The organism is Dactylosporangium sp. NPDC049140, assembly GCF_040648435.1.
Map to the genome: position 1 here is coordinate 172,896 of NZ_JBEZDS010000010.1, position 16,384 is coordinate 189,279.

Annotated in this window: 10 protein-coding genes; 6 read left to right on the forward strand and 4 right to left on the reverse strand. The window is 77.1% G+C overall.

Annotated elements, in window-relative coordinates; all coding sequences use genetic code 11:
- Positions 1-73: 73 nt before the first annotated feature.
- Both AB0B76_RS19095 and AB0B76_RS19100 read right to left on the reverse strand, forming a co-directional pair.
- Positions 74-316: a nickel-binding protein gene (locus AB0B76_RS19095; RefSeq protein ID WP_360376500.1), complete on the reverse strand. Its 243-nt coding sequence runs from the start codon at positions 314-316 to the stop codon at positions 74-76.
- Between the two features lie 5 nt (positions 317-321).
- Entirely contained in the window at positions 322-573 is a 252-nt protein-coding gene (locus AB0B76_RS19100) for a DUF4242 domain-containing protein (protein WP_360376503.1), read from the reverse strand.
- A 159-nt stretch (positions 574-732) separates the two neighbouring features.
- On the opposite strand from AB0B76_RS19100, the gene AB0B76_RS19105 reads away from it, so the two are divergent.
- Complete coding sequence (locus tag AB0B76_RS19105) at positions 733-1,233, forward strand: permease-like cell division protein FtsX (RefSeq protein ID WP_360376764.1); 501 nt, start codon at positions 733-735, stop codon at positions 1,231-1,233.
- A 7-nt stretch (positions 1,234-1,240) separates the two neighbouring features.
- On the opposite strand, the gene AB0B76_RS19110 is transcribed toward AB0B76_RS19105, so the two are convergent.
- Complete coding sequence (locus tag AB0B76_RS19110) at positions 1,241-3,760, reverse strand: LuxR C-terminal-related transcriptional regulator (RefSeq protein ID WP_360376506.1); 2,520 nt, start codon at positions 3,758-3,760, stop codon at positions 1,241-1,243.
- Between the two features lie 5 nt (positions 3,761-3,765).
- Entirely contained in the window at positions 3,766-4,044 is a 279-nt protein-coding gene (locus AB0B76_RS19115) for a DUF2277 domain-containing protein (RefSeq protein ID WP_360376509.1), read from the reverse strand.
- Positions 4,045-4,134: 90 nt separating this feature from the next.
- Here AB0B76_RS19115 and AB0B76_RS19120 point away from each other — a divergent pair, with 90 nt between their 5' ends.
- From AB0B76_RS19120 to AB0B76_RS19140, 5 genes are read left to right on the forward strand one after another with little or no spacing between them, the layout of a single operon-like run.
- Positions 4,135-5,010, forward strand: a complete 876-nt coding sequence (locus AB0B76_RS19120; RefSeq protein WP_360376512.1) for a DUF4132 domain-containing protein — start codon at positions 4,135-4,137, stop codon at positions 5,008-5,010.
- Positions 5,007-9,812 carry a hypothetical protein gene (locus AB0B76_RS19125; protein ID WP_360376514.1) on the forward strand — a complete coding sequence of 1,602 codons (4,806 nt, stop codon included), beginning with the start codon at positions 5,007-5,009 and terminating at the stop codon, positions 9,810-9,812. Before AB0B76_RS19120 ends, AB0B76_RS19125 begins: the two co-directional genes overlap by 4 nt.
- A complete protein-coding gene (locus AB0B76_RS19130) occupies positions 9,809-10,966 on the forward strand; it encodes an AAA family ATPase (RefSeq protein WP_360376517.1) in 1,158 nt (385 codons plus the stop codon). The genes AB0B76_RS19125 and AB0B76_RS19130 overlap by 4 nt, the downstream gene beginning before the upstream one ends.
- Complete coding sequence (locus AB0B76_RS19135; RefSeq protein ID WP_360376519.1) at positions 10,950-14,441, forward strand: DUF5682 family protein; 3,492 nt, start codon at positions 10,950-10,952, stop codon at positions 14,439-14,441. Before AB0B76_RS19130 ends, AB0B76_RS19135 begins: the two co-directional genes overlap by 17 nt.
- Positions 14,438-16,312 carry a hypothetical protein gene (locus tag AB0B76_RS19140; RefSeq protein WP_360376521.1) on the forward strand — a complete coding sequence of 625 codons (1,875 nt, stop codon included), beginning with the start codon at positions 14,438-14,440 and terminating at the stop codon, positions 16,310-16,312. Before AB0B76_RS19135 ends, AB0B76_RS19140 begins: the two co-directional genes overlap by 4 nt.
- Positions 16,313-16,384 lie beyond the last annotated feature (72 nt).

Below are 16,384 nucleotides of genomic sequence, written 5' to 3' on the forward strand. Positions count from 1 at the left end.
GGCACGGCCGGCGCGCCCCCGCCCCCTCGGCGTGCCCCCAGTGATGGCACAGGCGGAGATAGGTGCAACGTCGTTATCGCGGCAACTCGTACACCTCGGTCGCCGGATGGCCCGCCCGCTCGTGCACGCGCAGGATCGTCTCCCGGTCCGGCCCGTGGGCCAGGCGGAACATCAGGCCGGAGACGGGGTCGAGCCAGCCGCGGCCGAACCGGACCCCCTCGGCGGCCGCGTGCTCACGATCGGCGGCGAGCGCGGCGGCCAGCTCCTGCGGGGTGACGTCCGCGTAGCCGGCGTGCACGTCCATGAACGTCGCCATCCGACTCAGGAGCCTTCCTGCACCTGGTAGATCTCGTCGGCGACGAGGCCGTGGGCCTCGCGGTGGACGGCCTCGGCGGCCTCGGCCGACGGCGCCTCGGCGAGACAGAAGATCTTCCCGCGCGCCTCGTCGACCCAGTACCGCAGGTAGCTCACGTCGTACTTGGCCTGCGTCTGCAGGTCGGCCATGTGCGCCTTGACGACGTCGTCGACGGCGACGCCGCCGTCGATGCTGTGAATGTCCATGTAGAGCGGCATGTGCCAGCGCCTCCTCGATCCGATGCGGTGTCATGACCGTATGGAACCCGGGGGTACCGGCGGATCGGGAACGACTCCCCAGGTTTGCGCCGCGACTACCCGGTTTGTAACGGGACACACGGCGGATGGGGAATCGGCTATACGTGATGCGTGACCGAGATGCCCCCGATCGCCGACGTCCCCGCCGAACCGATCGCCGTCGTTGCCCCGGACCCGCCGCGGCGGCGCCCGCCGCTGCTCGTCGCGGGTGCGGCGCTCGTCCTGCTGCTCGTCGCCGGCGCCGGGTTCGCCGGCGGGTTCCTCGCCGGCCGCCCGCCCGCGGAGCGCTACCTGGTCGCGGTCTACATGAAGACCGATGCCGGCGACGCCGACAAGGCCGGCGTCCGCAAGGCGCTCGAGGGGCTGCACCCGGACGGCGCCGTCCGGTACGTCACCAAGGAACAGGCGGCCGCCAAGGCGCAGGAGACGTTCAAGGACAACGCCGAGGTCCTCAAGTACATGACCGCGGACAACCTGCCCGAGTCCTTCGAGGCGGACGTGGTGACCCGGACGATCACCTGTGCCGGGATCGCCCCGATCTGGAAGCTGACGGGCGTGGACAAGGTGACCGTCCTGCGCAAGTACCACGGCAAGGTTCCCGGCGCGCAGATCGGCTGCTGACGGGGCGTCACCCCGCCTTGCGGGCGGCCTCGGCGCGGGTGGCCACGCCGAGCTTGCCCAGCACCGCGGAGACGTGGTGGTCGACGGTCTTCACCGACAACACCAGCCGCCCGGCGATCTCGGCGTTGGTCAGGCCCTCGGCGACCAGGTCGAGCACCTGCTGCTCGCGGCGGGTCAGCCCGTGCTGGTTCGCGCGGGTCGCGGTGCGCGGGCCGGCCGGGATCGAGCGGGCGCCCGCGTCGCGCAGGCGCTGCCGGGCCACCCGCACCGCCGCGGCCGCGCCGAGGTCGCCGAAGACGGCCAGCGCGTGGCGCAGGCTGTCCTCGTCGCCGGCGCCGAGGCGGGCCAGGGCGGCGTCGTACGGGCAGCCGAGCGCCTCCCAGGCCCGGGCCGCGCCCGCGAAGTCGCCGGCCACCTCCAGCGCGAACGGCTCGGCGAGCACCCCGCGCGCCGGGCGGTCCGAGCCGGTGCGGCCCAGCCAGGTCGCGACCCAGCCGCGCAGCCAGCCGTCGGCCCGCGCAGAGGCGTCGTCGGCGAGCTCCGCCTCGGCCCGGGCGTCGGAGACCTTGCCCGCGAGCCAGAACGCCTCGGCCCGGCCCAGCCGCGCCTTGACGATCCACTGGGGCTCGCCGCAGCCGTCGGCCGACGCGGCGGCCTCGTCGAGGGCCTCCCACACGCCGTCCTCGTCGCGCCGGGCGCGGATCGTGGCGTTGACGTACAAGGGATAGATCCGGTTGATCGGGGACGCCTCCTCGACCCGGGTCAGCACCTGCCGGCACAGCACCAGGGCCTCGTCCCACCGGCCCATGCGGGCCAGCGACGCCGCCCGCTCGCCGCGCAGGCAGGTGCCGTAGGTGTCGACGTCGTGCTCGTCGCAGTACGCGATCGCCTCGTGGTAGACGGGCTCGGCCTCGCCGAAGCGGCGCGCCCGGCAGAGCAGGCCGTAGAGGTTGGTGTACGCCCGGCCGGCCTTCTCGTCGTGGCCGTGCGCGATCGCCACGTCCAGCGCCCGGCGCATGAGCGGCAGCCACTCCTCGCCCTGCATGAGCCGGGCCACCGACTCGGTGTTGAGGGTGTCGCTGAGCAGGTCGTGGCGGCCGAGCGGGGCGGCGATCGCCTGCGCGCGGCGGGCCAGGTCGGCCGCCTCGGAGTGGCGGTCGGCGAGCATGCGCTGCTTGGCCAGGTGGGCGTAGGCGCGCGCGAGCTCCTTGCCCGGGCCCAGCGGCTCCAGCACCGCGATGGCCGCCTCCGCGTCGGCCAGCGCCTCCTCGCCGCGGCACAGGCTGACCCACGCCGCCGAGCGCATCCGCAGCGCGTTGCCCTCGCGCCGGCCGTCGCCCGCCGCGCGCCACAGCACCCGGGCCCGCTCGGCCGCCTCCGCCACGCCCGTCCAGGCGTCGATCATCGACAGCTCGAAGGCGAGCGCGTCCAGCAGCCGCGGATCGTTGCCGTCGGCCCGGACCGCGCGGTGGTACTGCGCCGCCGCCTCCCGGTGCGAGCGGAGCCCGGCCGCGGCCTTCGCCGCACGCACCGCGTGGTGCAGGGCGGCGGCGCTGTCCGCGGCGGCCTCGGCGTGGTGGGCCATGCTCGCGTCGTCGCCGGACCCGAGCCGCTGCAGGGCGGCGAGCACGGCGGCGTGCGCGGCCGCGACACGATGCGGTGGCAGCGCCTGCTCCACCGCCAGCCGCGCCAGCTCGTGGCGGAACCGCAGCCCGGTGGCATCCCCGGTCAGCAGCCCCGACGCGACGAGGGCGTCGAGGGCCTCGGGCGGGGCGCCGGTCGCCGCGGCCAGCAGCCGCGGGTCGACGCGGAGGCCGATCAGGGCGGCGGTGTCGAGCACGGCCCGCGACCGCGGCTCCAGGCGGGCGGCCCGGGCGAGCACGGCGTCGGCGGCGGAGGCGGGGATGCCGGCGGTACCGTCGCGGACGAGCTCCGTCACGAAGTACGGGTTGCCGCCGGTGAGCCGGTACAGCTCGGCCGGGTCGACGCCGCGCTCCTCGGCCAGGGCCCGCACGGCCGGCTCCGACAGCGGGGCGAGGCCGATGCGGCGGGTGCCGCGCTCCGTGCCGAGGTCGCCCAGCGCGACGCGCAGCGGGTCACCCGGGGCCAGGCCGTCGTCGCGGTACGTGAGCACGGCGACGGTCCCGCGCAGCCGCCGGCCCAGGTACCGCACCAGGTCGATCGTCGCCTCGTCGGCCCAGTGCAGGTCCTCGATGACGAGCACGTCGACGTCCTTGAGCGCGCGCAGGGTCGCGGCGAAGAGGTGGTCGCGGCCGACGGTGACGTCGAGGCCGATCTCGTCGGCGATGTCGAACAGCGGGCCGAGCGGGCGCGGCGTGAACAGGCCGTCGCACATGGCCCAGACGACCCGCTCCTTCTCCCGGCCCCGGGTGAAGGCCTCGACCAGCGCCGTCTTGCCGACACCGGCCTCGCCGCCGACGAGCACGACGCGGCCCTCGCCGGCGCGCGCCTCGCGGGCGTACTCGGCGAGGGACGCCAGCGCGGAGTCCCGCTCCAGCAGGGTCATAGCGGCTACCGGTCGCGCGGGCCGTACCGCTGCTCGGCGCGCGCCCGGGCCCGGGCCGCCTCGACCTCGCGGTCGCGCGGCGGCGTGCGGGTCACCAGGCCGTCCAGCAGGGTCCGGGTGGCCTCGGTGACGGCCCGCACGGCGGCGTCGAACGCCTCCTGGTTGACCGCGGCGGGGTGGGTCATACCGGCGACCTTCCGCACGTACTGCAGCGCGGCGGCCTCGATCTCGTCCTCGGTCGCGGGCGGCTCGAAGTTGTTCAGCACGCGGATGTTCCTGCACATGACCCCTACGATGCCAGGCCCGCGAAAAAATGTCGCACCCTCTCGCTAGTGTGCCGGTCATCCGATAGACGAGGGAATGGAGCAACCCGCATGGCGTGGCTGGCGGCCGGCGGCGGCTATGAGGTGACCCTGGATGCAGGGCGCATAGCGTGCCGTAACCAGAAGGGCAAGGTGCTCAGGTCGATGCCCTCGTCGCTGCGCGACGACCCGGCGGTCGCCGGGCTGCGGCAGCTCTCGGAGTGGCTCGCCCGGCACGAGGCGGAGGTGCGCGAACAGGTCGACCTGTGGATGATCCGGTCCCTGCCCGTCCCGGCCGGGCTCCTCGCGCGGGTCTGGCCCGACGAGACGTGGCGGGCGGCACTGACCGACCTCGTGGTCGCGGTCCTCGACGACGACGGCGCCTTCGACCCCGACGAGGCCGGGTTCCTCCGCGACGCCACCGCCGACGGGATCGGCATCGTGAACCTCGACGGCGAGACGGTGCGGCTGCCGGCGCAGCGGGTCGCGGTGCCGCACCCGACGCGCCTGCCCGACCTGGAGGACCTGCGCGAGTTCGCCGCCGACCTCGGCGTCGAGCAGTCCGTCGACCAGCTCTTCCGCCAGACCTGGGCCCGCCCCGGCGAGCTGGAGCCGGGCGCGGTGAGCGTGCGCGACTACGCCGGCGGCCGCTTCGCCGAGCTGCGCCACCTGCTCGCGCGGGCCGGCTCGCTGGGCTACCCGGTGCGCGGCGGCTACGCGGTCTGCCGCGTGTTCGAGGACGGCCGCGGCCTGGAGGCCCGCAGCTGGGTCGGGGCCGACGACCCCTACTCGGAGGCGGAGACCGGCGACCTGGTGTTCGTCCACCCCGACGGCAAGTCGATCCCCCTCGCCGAGGTGGGGCCGGTCGCCTGGTCGGAAGGCATGCGCATGGCCGCGGCGCTCTACGCGGGCCGGGTCGTCGAGGAGAGCAAGGAGGAGGACGCATGAGCGAGGCCCTGCTGGACGCGGGGGCGGTGCTGCCGCTCGGGTCCGACGTCGAGAAGGACACCATCGACACGCTCACGACCCGGGCGTATGTGCATCCGGTGCTCGGCGACCGCCGGGTCGTCCGGCTCGTGCCGGGCGCGCTCGGGCCGGCCGAAGACCTCACGATGGAGTTCCTGGGCTTCGCCGCGCCGGAGACCGTCGCCGAGGTCGGCGTGGTCCGGCAGCAGGCGCTGGGCTTCCCGGCCTGGGCGCTCGTGCACGACCCCGCCAACGGCCACCACGCGCTGGCCCTGGTCAAGGACATCGAGCGGCTCGTGCGGGTCGCGAAGTCCCGCATCGGCCCGGCCCGCGACGGCTTCAACGAGCTCGGCGAGCGCCTGGCCCGCTCGGTGCCGCACTTCCTGCCGACGTTCTACGAGGAGGCGGCCCGCGCGTTCCTGGCCGCCGACAGCCAGACCTACGCGGCGAGCATGTTCGGCAAGGCCCGCGAGGCCGAGCGCACCTACGCGCTGGCGATCGACGAGGAGCGGCAGCACACCGTCTTCCTCGAGTTCGCCCTGGCCGGCGCGCTGACCGCCAAGGCCCTCGCCCAGCACGCCCGCGACCTGGCCGGACGGTGCCCGCCGGCGGTCGCCTACGAGCGGTTCCGCCGGCTGTGCCTGGAGCGGACGCTGGGCGGGATGCCGCCCTACGCGCAGATGCACGTCGACCTCGGGCGCCTGGCCAAGGCCGCGAAGCTCGGCCCGGAGGAGGACGAGGCGGTACTGAGCGAGCTGCTCGCGGCGCCGTCACTGCTGCGGGCGCCGGGCGGGTTCTGGAAGGCCTACCGGCCGGCCCTGCTGCGCATCGCCCGGCGCGACCCGAAGGTCCGCGGCCAGGTGCTGGGCATGTTCCCGCAGGACTGCCCGTTCGACGTGTGGCTGGAGATCCTGGAGGAGAGCGGGGCCACGGAGGCGCTCACCGGCGCCGCCGACCCGGTCGCCGCGGCGCCGGACGGGCCCGCGGGCTGGCTCGCCCGCGCCGACCGCAGCCGGGGCTGGCGCAAGGAGCGCAGCGCCCGGTTCCTGGCGCTGGCCGAGCGGATGGCGCCGCGGCTCATCGCCGACGGCACGCCGGTCGAGCTGGCGCCCGCGCACGGCCGCGTCGACCTCGACCTCGCCGACCTGATGCTCGGCCTGGGCGTGCCGATGGCCGAGGTCGACGAGCACGCCCGGTGCGACGTCGGCGTCTGGCTCGGCGACGAACGCGAGGGCCGCCGCGACCTGAGCGTCGCGGTCACCCACGAGCACCTCCGGCCGCTGCTGGCCCAGAGCATCGAGGGGTTCCTCCATACGTGGTACCGGGCGGAGGACGCCAAGGTCGACGCGTCCAAGGTCGCCCAGGTGGTCGCGGTGCCCGGCCTGCGCACCGCGCTGCACTGGTGGCTCGACCGGCTCGCCGGCCGGGTCGAGGCGCAGGGCCTCACCACGGTCGGGGCCGAGCTGGACCGGCTCACCCTCGTCGCCTGCCCCGACGGGCTCGCGGTCAACCCGGCCGCGATCGCGCGGATCACCGCGTTCGACCTCGGCCCGGTGCTCGGCCGGACGCTGCGGGCCGGGGTCGTCGACGAGCTCGGCTGGCCCGCGCTGGAGGCCGCGGCCGAGACGCTCGAGGCGCTGGACCGCAGCCGGCTGACCGACAACCTGGTCGTCACCACGCAGTGGCCGGCGCTGGTGCTGCGGCGCAACGACCGGGTGCTGGTCGTCGGCGACGAGGGCGTGGAGCTCGACCACACGCTGCGGGTCCCGGCCGACGAGCTGCGCTACTCGTGGAACTTCGCGGTCCGCTACGTCGACGGGCAGCTGCTGGTGAGCTGGCACCGCGACGGGGAGCGGGCCGGCTACTGGAGCGGCACCCCCGACGACGTGTTCACCGCCGCCGACGACGGGCTCACCGGGCACGGCGAGAGCTCGCTGGCCCTGGAGGGCGGCGGGCGCACCGCGGGCGGGCGGCCGCTGCGCGCCGGGGACCGCCGGGCCCAGGAGCGCGGCTCGGTCGTCAGCGACGGGCGGCACCACTGGGTGCTGCTGGAGGAGCCGGACGGCTCGATGCGGTGGTACGAGTACGACACCGCGACCGGCGAGCGGGGACGCGCCTCGATGCCGGCCTTCTTCGAGGACGGCGCCGCGGACGGCCAGCAGCTCGAGACCGCGCGCTGCCGCATCCGCCCGGCCTCGCCGCGCATGGCGGGCAGCCCGCTCGGCCACCGCGACGGGCTCGTCGGCTGGCGGGTGCGGCGCACCGACGGCGGCCAGGCCGGCGAGGGCGTCGACGGGCGGGCGTTCGCGATGGCCGACCCGCAGGCGACCCGCTCCGGCAACCCGGGGGTGCTCAGCGGCGCGATCCGCTTCCCCGGCTCCGACACGCTGCACGGCCTCTACGTCGAGCGCGCCTGGCGGGACAACAGCGTCCGCCTGTACACCCCCGAGGGTCTCTGCTTCGCCAAGGTCGGCACCACCGGCGACGCAGGGCCGTTCGCCGAGGCCACCGCGCTGGTGCCGCACGTGGCGTTCTGGCACCAGCTGCGCCCCCGCGACGAGGCCGGCTCGCACGCGCTGCGGGCGATCGGCGACGACGCGGCCGGGCGGCTGATGCAGGCCGTGGCCGCGCTGGCCGGCCCCGACGCCGACCGGGCCGAGATCCCCGACGACGCCGTGCGGGAGGCGATCCGGGCGGCGCTGCCGGAGCTGAGCCACCCGGCGCTGGTCGCCGGCGTCGGCGGGGTCGTGCGGCACGCGGCCCGCGCGGCGCTGCGCCTGGCCCGGCTGACCGGCGTCACCGCCGAGATCCTGGCCGGCGGGGCCGCCGCGGCCGCGTTCGACGACCCCGACGCCCACCTGGCCGGCGACGAGGTGCTCAACGCCGCGCTGTCCGGCCTCATCCCCGGCTGCTACAGCCACGGCCGGGAGTGGGTGAAGCACTTCACCGACGGCGGCGCCGCGCTCACCGGCGGCAAGCCGCGGAGCCCGCTCGACGCCTGGATCCGCACCGGCGACCTCGACTGGTGGGACACGCTCGGGGTGCTGCCCTCGGTGCTGCTGCGGGCGGCGTCGCCGGCCACGAGCCCCGAGCACCGCGCCGCGCTGCTCGACGCGCTCGAGGTGCTCGCCGCCTCCGGGCTGCTCGACGGCGACGGCCGCACCCGCCGGCTCACGCTCGAGCCCGACAGCGGGCGCCCGGAGATGGCGGCCGGCGAGCCCTACGCATCCGGCCCGGGCCGGGTCGTCCTGCCGTTCCAGGTCTCGGCCGAGGGCGGGGTCACCGGTATCGAGCACGCCGCCGACGGCCGGTTCGGGCCCGTGCCCGGCCACGCGATCCGCTTCGAGCGCGGGTTCGACCACCGCGGCATCGGCCGCGACGCCGTCGCCCGGTTCGTCGCCGCCGCCCGGGAGCACGGCGGCTGCACGCTGCTGCTGGCCCCGGGCACGGTCCGGGCGCTGTCGGCCGCGGCCGGGGTCAGCCTCGCCGAGGCGACGGTGCTGCTCTCCGGGGCCGTCGACGACCGGCAGTGGTCGGCGAGCAAGGCGGCCGGCTGGGAGCCGGCCGACCCCACGGTCACCGACTATGCGATCGACACCGCGATCGAGCACGTGCGGCGGGACAAGTCGCTGACCCCGAAGGGCGGCGCGCACGCGGCGCTGCTGCCCGCCGACCCGGCGCAGCTGTGGACCACCGGGCCCGACCCGGCCCGGTTCGGCGCCTGGCGGGCCGAGGCGGTCGGCGCCCGCACCCCGGTGAGCGACGAGCTCATCGCCGACTGCCGCCGGGCCGGGGTCCCGTCGGACGTGAGCGCCTCCGAGTTCCTGCACGGCGTGGCCAACCCGGGCACCTGCGCGTGGCTGCAGGCCCCGGACCGGGGCGTCGACGGCGACGACCTGCTCGTCACCGTCGCCCGCGGCCTGCCGTGGCTGGTGCGCCGGCTCCCGGCCGGCGACCCGATCCGGGCCGCCCTGCCCGGCGTGCTCGAGTCGGTGCGCCGGATCACCCGTGACCCCGCCTTCGAGCTGTTCGTCGCCGGCGGCGAGGAGGCCGCCGTGGAGAAGGCGCTCGCCCAGCTGGGCCTCGACGTCCAGCGCGGCGATGAGGAGCTCGACGCCGGCCTGTTCGTGGTCTCCGCCAAGGGCTACTGGCGCCAGGTCCGGGTCCGCCCGGCCCGCATGGACGGCCCCGACGACCCGCGGGTCGACGCGCTCATCGCCGCGCTGAGCGGGGTCCGGACGCCGATCGTGGCCCTGCGCGCGGTCCTCGGCGAGGAGATCTCGCGCTGGCTCGACGCGCCGGACGTCGAGGCGCCGCACGACCCGTCGCGCTCGGCCCCGCAGCTCGTCGCGCAGGTCGCCGAGCGGCACGGGCTCCGCCCCGACGCCGCCGCGCTCTACCTGCAGCTGCTGGCCCTGCCCGACCCCACCGACCGCAACGTGGCCGCGTGGACCGGGTGGAAGCCGGCCCGGCTCAAGGCGGCCCGGGCCGAGCTGCTCGGCACCGACCTCGTCGTGGAGGCCAAGCGGCCGCGCGCGGGCCGGTCGCTGTTCCTGCCCGGCGGGTGGCTCGCGTGGAAGGCACCGGTGCTGCCGCTGGAGCGGTGGAAGCTGCCGCTGCTCATCGGCGCCGGCGAGGACGGCACGGCGCTGGGCGCGGTCGTCCCGGCCGCCCCGGCCCCCGAGCTGTTCGGCCGGGCCTGGGAACGGATCGTCGCCGGGGACACGCCCCGCTTCGAGGAACTGCAGACCCGAGGCCGAGCCTCGCAGGGAGGACGTCGATGACCGCCACCGTGACCGCACCCCGGCAGGTCGACCCGGCCGAGCACGCGCACGCGACCGAGCTCGCGTTCCTGGCCGCGTTCGACGGCGGGGCGCGCCCGCCCGGCTGGCGGCTCACCCCGCGGGCCGTCGTCACGTTCATCGTCGGCAGCGACGGGGAGCTCGCCCTGCCCAAGGGCAAGCGGCCCGAGGGCGTGCCGGCGAAGCTGGAGATCGCGCGGAAGTTCGTCGGCGACCGGGCCCTGGTCGAGCGGTGCGTCGTCACCCTCGCCGGCGAGCGCGGGCTGCTGCTCGTCGGCGAGCCGGGCACCGCCAAGTCGATGCTGTCCGAGCTGCTCGCGGCGGCCGTGTGCGGCACCAGCGAGCTGGTCGTGCAGGGCACCGCGGGCACGACCGAGGACCAGCTGCGGTACGGCTGGAACTATGCCCTTCTGCTCGCCCACGGCCCCAGCCCGGAGGCTCTCGTGCCCTCGCCGGTGCTGGCCGCGATGCGGGCCGGGCAGGTGGCGCGGATCGAGGAGATCACCCGGTGCCTGCCCGAGGTGCAGGACGCGATGGTGTCGATCCTGTCCGACCGGCGCATCGCGGTGCCGGAGCTGTCGGGCACCGACGGCGCGACGGTCCACGCCGCGCCGGGCTTCACGCTCATCGCCACCGCCAACCTGCGCGACCGCGGGGTGTCGGAGATGTCGGCCGCCCTCAAGCGCCGCTTCAACTTCGAGACCGTCGGCCCGATCCCCGACCTGGCCCAGGAGACGGCGCTGGTCGGCCGGCAGGCGCGCGCGGCGCTGGAGCGGGTGCAGACGCCGTTCGAGGTCGACGAGGCGGTCCTCGAGGCGCTCGTGACCGCGTTCCGGGACCTGCGGGCCGGGCGGTCGGTCGAGGGCTGGGAGGTCGAGCGGCCCTCGACGGTGATGAGCACGGCCGAGGCGGTCGCGGTGGCCGCGTCGCTGGGGCTGGCCGCCGCGTACTTCCCCGGCGACCGCGACATCCTGTCCCTGCTCCCGGCCCACCTGCAGGGCGTGGTGTGCAAGGACGACCCGGCCGACGGCGCGAAGCTGCTGGGCTACTGGGACGGTGCGGTCCGCCGCCGCGCCGAGGAGGGCGCCCGCCTGTGGCGCCGGCTGTGGGAACTGCGCGATGTCCTCCAGCCCTGAGCCGGTCCCGGCCGGCGCCGACCCCGACGCCGCGCTCGCGGCGCTGGCGGGGGCCACGGTGCCGTACCTCATCGGGGTGCGGCACCACTCCCCGGCGCTGTCCGTGGTCATCGGGGAGCTGCTCGACCGGTTCCGGCCCGAGGTGCTGCTGCTGGAGCTGCCGGCGGAGTTCGCGTCGTGGCTGCGGTGGCTGGCCGACCCGGGCACGCGGGCGCCGGTCGCGCTCGCGGGCGTGCAGGGGGCCGACGGCGGCCCCGCGTTCTACCCGTTCGCGGACTTCTCGCCGGAGCTGGTGGCCGTGCGGTGGGCCGCGAAGCACGGCGTGGAGGTCGTCCCGTGCGATCTGCCGCTCGCGTCGCGCGGCTGGGACGAGGCCCGGGCGCCCGGCGTCGTGACCGCGCACGGCTCGTCGTTCGGCGACGCGCTGCGCCAGGCGGCGAGCGGGCGGCCGGACGAGGACATGTGGGACCGCGTGGTCGAGGCCCGCGCGCCCGGATCCGACCCGGAGGCGGTGCGGCGCGCGGCGCTGCTCATGGGCTGGGCGATGCGCACCGACGCCGCGACCGGCGGCGGGGTGCCCGAGCTGGACCGGCGGCGCGAGGCGTGGATGCGCCGGTGCCTGGCCGCGGCCGGCGACCGGCGGGTGGCGGCCGTCGTCGGGTCGTTCCACGCGGCCGCGCTGCTGGCCGGGGCGCCCGCGCCCGACCCGGCCCCCGGCGGGGACGGGGACGTGGTGACGTCGCTGGTGCCGTACAGCTTCGCGCTGCTGGATGCGCGGTCCGGGTACCCGGCGGGGATCCGGGATCCGCGGTGGCAGCAGTCGGTCGTCGACGCCGCGGGGCGGCCCGAGGGCGTGGAGGCCGCGGCGCTCGCCTCCGTGGTCGAGGTCTGCTCGCGGGTGCGGGCCGGCGGGCACCCGGCCGGGCCGGCCGAGGCGCGCGAGGTCGTGCGGCTCGCGTCCGACCTCGCCCGGCTGCGGGGGCTGCCGGCGCCCGGGCGGGGCGAGATCGTCGAGGCCCTGCAGAGCGTGCTCGCGCACGGGGAGGTGCTCGGGCGCGGGCGGGTCGTGGCGGCCGCGATGGAGGCCGTGCTCGTCGGCGACGAACGCGGGGCGCTGGCGGCGGGGGCGCCGCGGTCCGGTCTGCGGCCGGCGGTACAAACCCTGCTCGAACACCTGCGGCTGCCCGGGCCCGGGGCGGCCGCGAAGGATCTGCGGCTCGACCCGCTGCGCTCCGACCTCGACCGCCGGCGGGACGTGGCGATGCGGCAGCTCGCGGCGTGCCGCATCCCCTACGCCGAGCTCGCCGGGGTCGAGGGGACCGGGGGCGTCGACGCGCTGTCGACACGGTGGAACGCCCAGTGGACGCCCGGCACCGAGGCGATGCTCGACGTCGCCGGGGTGCGCGGGGTCACGCTCGCGCAGGCGGCCGAGGGGGCGCTGCGGGAGCGGCGGCGGCGCGAGGAGAGCGCCGAGGGCGCGACCGCCGCCCAGATCATCGGCGGGCTGGCCGCGGCGGCCGAGTGCGGGCTGCCGGCGCTGGCCGCCGAGCGCCTCGCCGAGGTCGCCGAGCACATCCCGGCCGGCGCCACGCTCGAGGAGCTGATGGCGGCGCTGGGCCTGCTCGACCGGCTGCGCAACGGGCACGTTCCCGGCCTGCCCGCCGCGGTGGCCGCGGACCTGGCCGACCTCGGGGGGCTGGGGGATGCGCTGGAGGCGGCGGCGGTGCGCCAGGTCGACGGCCTCGCCGGCTCCGACGACCTCGCCGACGTCCACGCGCTCGTCGCCCTGGGCCGGCGCGCCGACGCCGCCGGGGTGGGGCTGCGCCTCGCCGACGCCCTGCGCCGCCTGGCCGCGAACGGCACGCCGACGATGGCGGCCGCGGCCGGCGCGGTGGAGGTGCTGCTCGGCCTCGCGGCGCCGGACGGGCTCGGCTCGCGGGTCGCGTCCTGGGTCGACGCGGCGGTCGACGACGACGCGCGCCGGCGGCTGCTGGGCCACCTGCGGGGCCTCCTGGCCGCCGCGGAGCCGCTGCTGCAGTCCGGGCCCGACGCCCTCGACGGGCTGCTCGACCGGGTCGCGACGCTGCCCGACGACGCGTTCCTGGCCCGGCTGCCGGCGCTGCGGGGCGGCTTCCAGGCGGTGAGCCCGGCGGGGCGGGACCGGCTGCTGGCGGTGGTGCGCGACCGTCTCGGCGACACCGATCCCGGCCCCGGCTTCGGCGCCGACCCGGCCTCGCTGCTGCCGCGGCTGCTGGCGGACGGGGCCGGACGGGCGGCGGTGGAGTCGCTGGGCCTGATGCCCGCTCCGCCTGCTTCGCCGTCGCCTTCCTCTTCGTCGCCGTCGGTTTCGGCTCCGGCCGGACCCGCTCCGGGGAACCTCGCCGTGGTCGACCGGTGGCGTCTGCTGCTCGGGCGGCAGGAGCAGCGGATGGATGCGGGCGCCCGGCGGTACGCCACGGCGCTCGACGAGCTGTACGGGAAGGGGCGCGGCGAGGGCTCCGCCGCCGAGGCGGCCGGGCGGGCCGGGCGGGAGGCGCCGTTCCCCACCGTGCGGGAGTGGGCCGAGGAGCTGTCCGCGCTGTTCGGGCCGGGCGTCCGCGAGGAGGTGCTCGCCCGCGCGGCCGAGGGCGGGCGCCGCGACGCCGTCATGCTGCTCGAGCCCGACGCCGTCAACCCGTCCGTCGAGCTGCTGCAGACCGTGCTGTCGCTCGCCGGTGGCCTGCCCGAGGCCTCCCTGGTCCGGCTGCGGCCACTCGTGGCCCGGATCGTCGAGGAGCTCACGCGGCGCCTCGCGACCCGGCTGCGCCCGGCGCTGGCCGGGATCAGCACGCCGCGGCCGACGTACCGGCCGGGCGGCCCGCTCGACCTGCCGCGCACGCTGCGGGCGAACCTGGCCACCACCCGCCGCGGCGAGGACGGGCGGGTGCAGATCATCCCGGAGCGGCCGGTGTTCCGGACCCGGGCGCGCCGCGGGGTCGACTGGCGGCTCGTGCTCGTCGTGGACGTGTCCGGCTCGATGGAGGCGTCGATCATCTGGTCGGCGCTGACGGGGGCGATCCTGGCCGGGGTACCGGCGCTGACGACGCATTTCGTGGCCTTCTCGACCGAGATCGTGGACCTGACCGACCGGGTCTCGGACCCGCTCGGCCTGCTGCTCGAGGTGCAGGTCGGCGGGGGCACGCACATCGCGAAGGGTCTGCGGCACGCGCGGAGCCTGGTGACGGTGCCGTCGCGGACGCTCGTCGTCGTGGTCAGCGACTTCGAGGAGGGGTACCCGCTGGGCGGGCTGCTCGCCGAGACGCGGGCGCTCGTCGAGTCGGGCGTGACCCTCCTGGGGTGCGCGAGCCTCGACGACGCGGGCCGGGCGCGGTATTCGGTGTCGATCGCGTCGCAGCTGGTCGCGGCCGGGATGCCGGTGGCCGCGCTGAGCCCGCTGGAGCTGGCCCGCTGGGTCGCGGAGAAGGTGAAATCGTGAACGCATCCCTGCCGCCGATCGAGGCGACGGTGCTCGTGGCCGCCGTCGAGGGACTGCCCGCGCGGCTGCGCAAGAAGCTCGACGACGCCGGTCCCCGGTTCGCCGGGCTGGCGGTGGGGCGGGACGGGGAGCGGTACACCGTGGCGGTCGACGACGCCACGACCGTCACGCTGCTCGCGCCGGGCGGGGTGGTGCGCTCGGCCGGAGACGTGACGTGCACGTGCCTGCTCGCGCCGAACTGCCTGCACCGGGCCGGCATCCTGTCGAACGCGCCCGTGGCTTCCCCGGACGAACCCGCCCCTTCGCAGGACACGCCGGCGGCTTCTGAGGACACTCCGGCGGCCTCGGACGGCGCGGCTGTGGCTTCGGATGAGGCTCGTGCGTCCACTGTGGATGGTGCGTCGCCGGTCGAGGCGGGCGGCGGCGCGGACGAGCTCGGGGTCGTGCCGCGGGCGGCCGTCGAGCAGGTGTGGCGCGCGGCCGTGGCGGTGCTCGGGGGCGGGGTCGGCGGCTCCGGGACCGTGGCGCGGGCCGCGCTGCTGCGGGCGGCGCACGAGGCGCAGGCGACGAAGGTGTACCGGGCGGCGGCCGCGGCGCGCGTCGTGGCCACGCTGCTGCAGGCGGCCCGCGGCGGCGACGCGCACTACCGGCTGGCCGACCTCACCGAGGCGATGCGGGAGCTGCTGTACGTCACGCACGCCCTGCGCACCGGGGCGAGCACCGAGCTCGGCACGGCGCGGCGGCAGTACCACGTCGAGGGGAGCCTGCGCCTCTACGGCCTGTGCACCACCGCGGTCCTCGCGGGCACCGGGCACGCGGGCGTGGTCACGTACGCGGCCGATCGCCAGGGCCGGCTGTGGATGATCGCCGACGTGATGCCCGGCGACGCCAAGCGCGCGGCCCGCGGCGGCGACGCGACAATCGCCATGGGCGAGACCGCGCTCACGCACCGCGGCCTCACCCGGGCCGGGCTCGTCGTCACCGGCGCGACGGCGGCCGGGAGCCGGCAGCTCGGCGCCGGGCGCTCGGTGCGGGCCGTCACCGCCTCCGGCGCCGGGTGGCACGAGGAGCCGCTGGCCGGGCTGTGGGCGGAGCCGGTCGCGGAGCAGGTGCATCGCGCGTTCGCCGCGCTCGCGGTGCCGGTGGCCGACCGCACGGCCGGCGCCGACCTGCTGTTCCTGCGGGTGACGGTCCGCGGTACCGACGGCGACGCGGTCCTCGCCGAGCACGCCGACGGCACCCCGCTGACCCTGCGGGTCGCCGCGGACCACGCCGCGCTGGGCTACCGCGAGAACCTGCGCGTGCTCGGCCGCGCGGAGGGCCTGCGCATGCTGATGGTCGCCCGGCCCGACCCCGGCCGCCCCGGCACCGTGCTGCCGCTGGCCGTGGCCCCGGACGACGGCGAGCCGTGGCGCGTCGAGGGCCACGCCGACCTGGCGTTCGACCGGCTGCACGCCAGCCAGCTGCCGCGGATGGAGCTGCGGGAGGAGGAGCCGGCCCCGGCCGCCGGCCCCGACCCGGAGACCGCCGCGGAGGAGGTGTGGCGCCCGGCGGTCCACGACCCGGCGCTGCAGCTGCTGGCCGCCCAGGTCGAGCGCACGGTCAACGGCGGCCGCGTCATGCTGACCTTCCCGACCGGCCGCGCCCCGTCGGCCGCGACCCGCCTGCGCCGAGCGCGCCTCGAGACGGGCGCGGCGCTGCTCGACCACCTCGTGGCCGCCGCGAACGACCGCCCGCGCAACGCCTTCGGCCGCTTGGCCGACGACGACGGCACCGCGTTCGCCCAGGCCTGGCTGGCCACGGCCACGTACGCGGACGCCGCGAGCCGCGCCCTGGCCGAGGCGAGCTGGCTCCCGGCCGCCCCGCCCTGACCCGGACGGACCGACGCCCGGCCCGGCCTGTCCGATCCGCGCGGCCTGTCCGATCCGCGCGGGCAGGCCAAT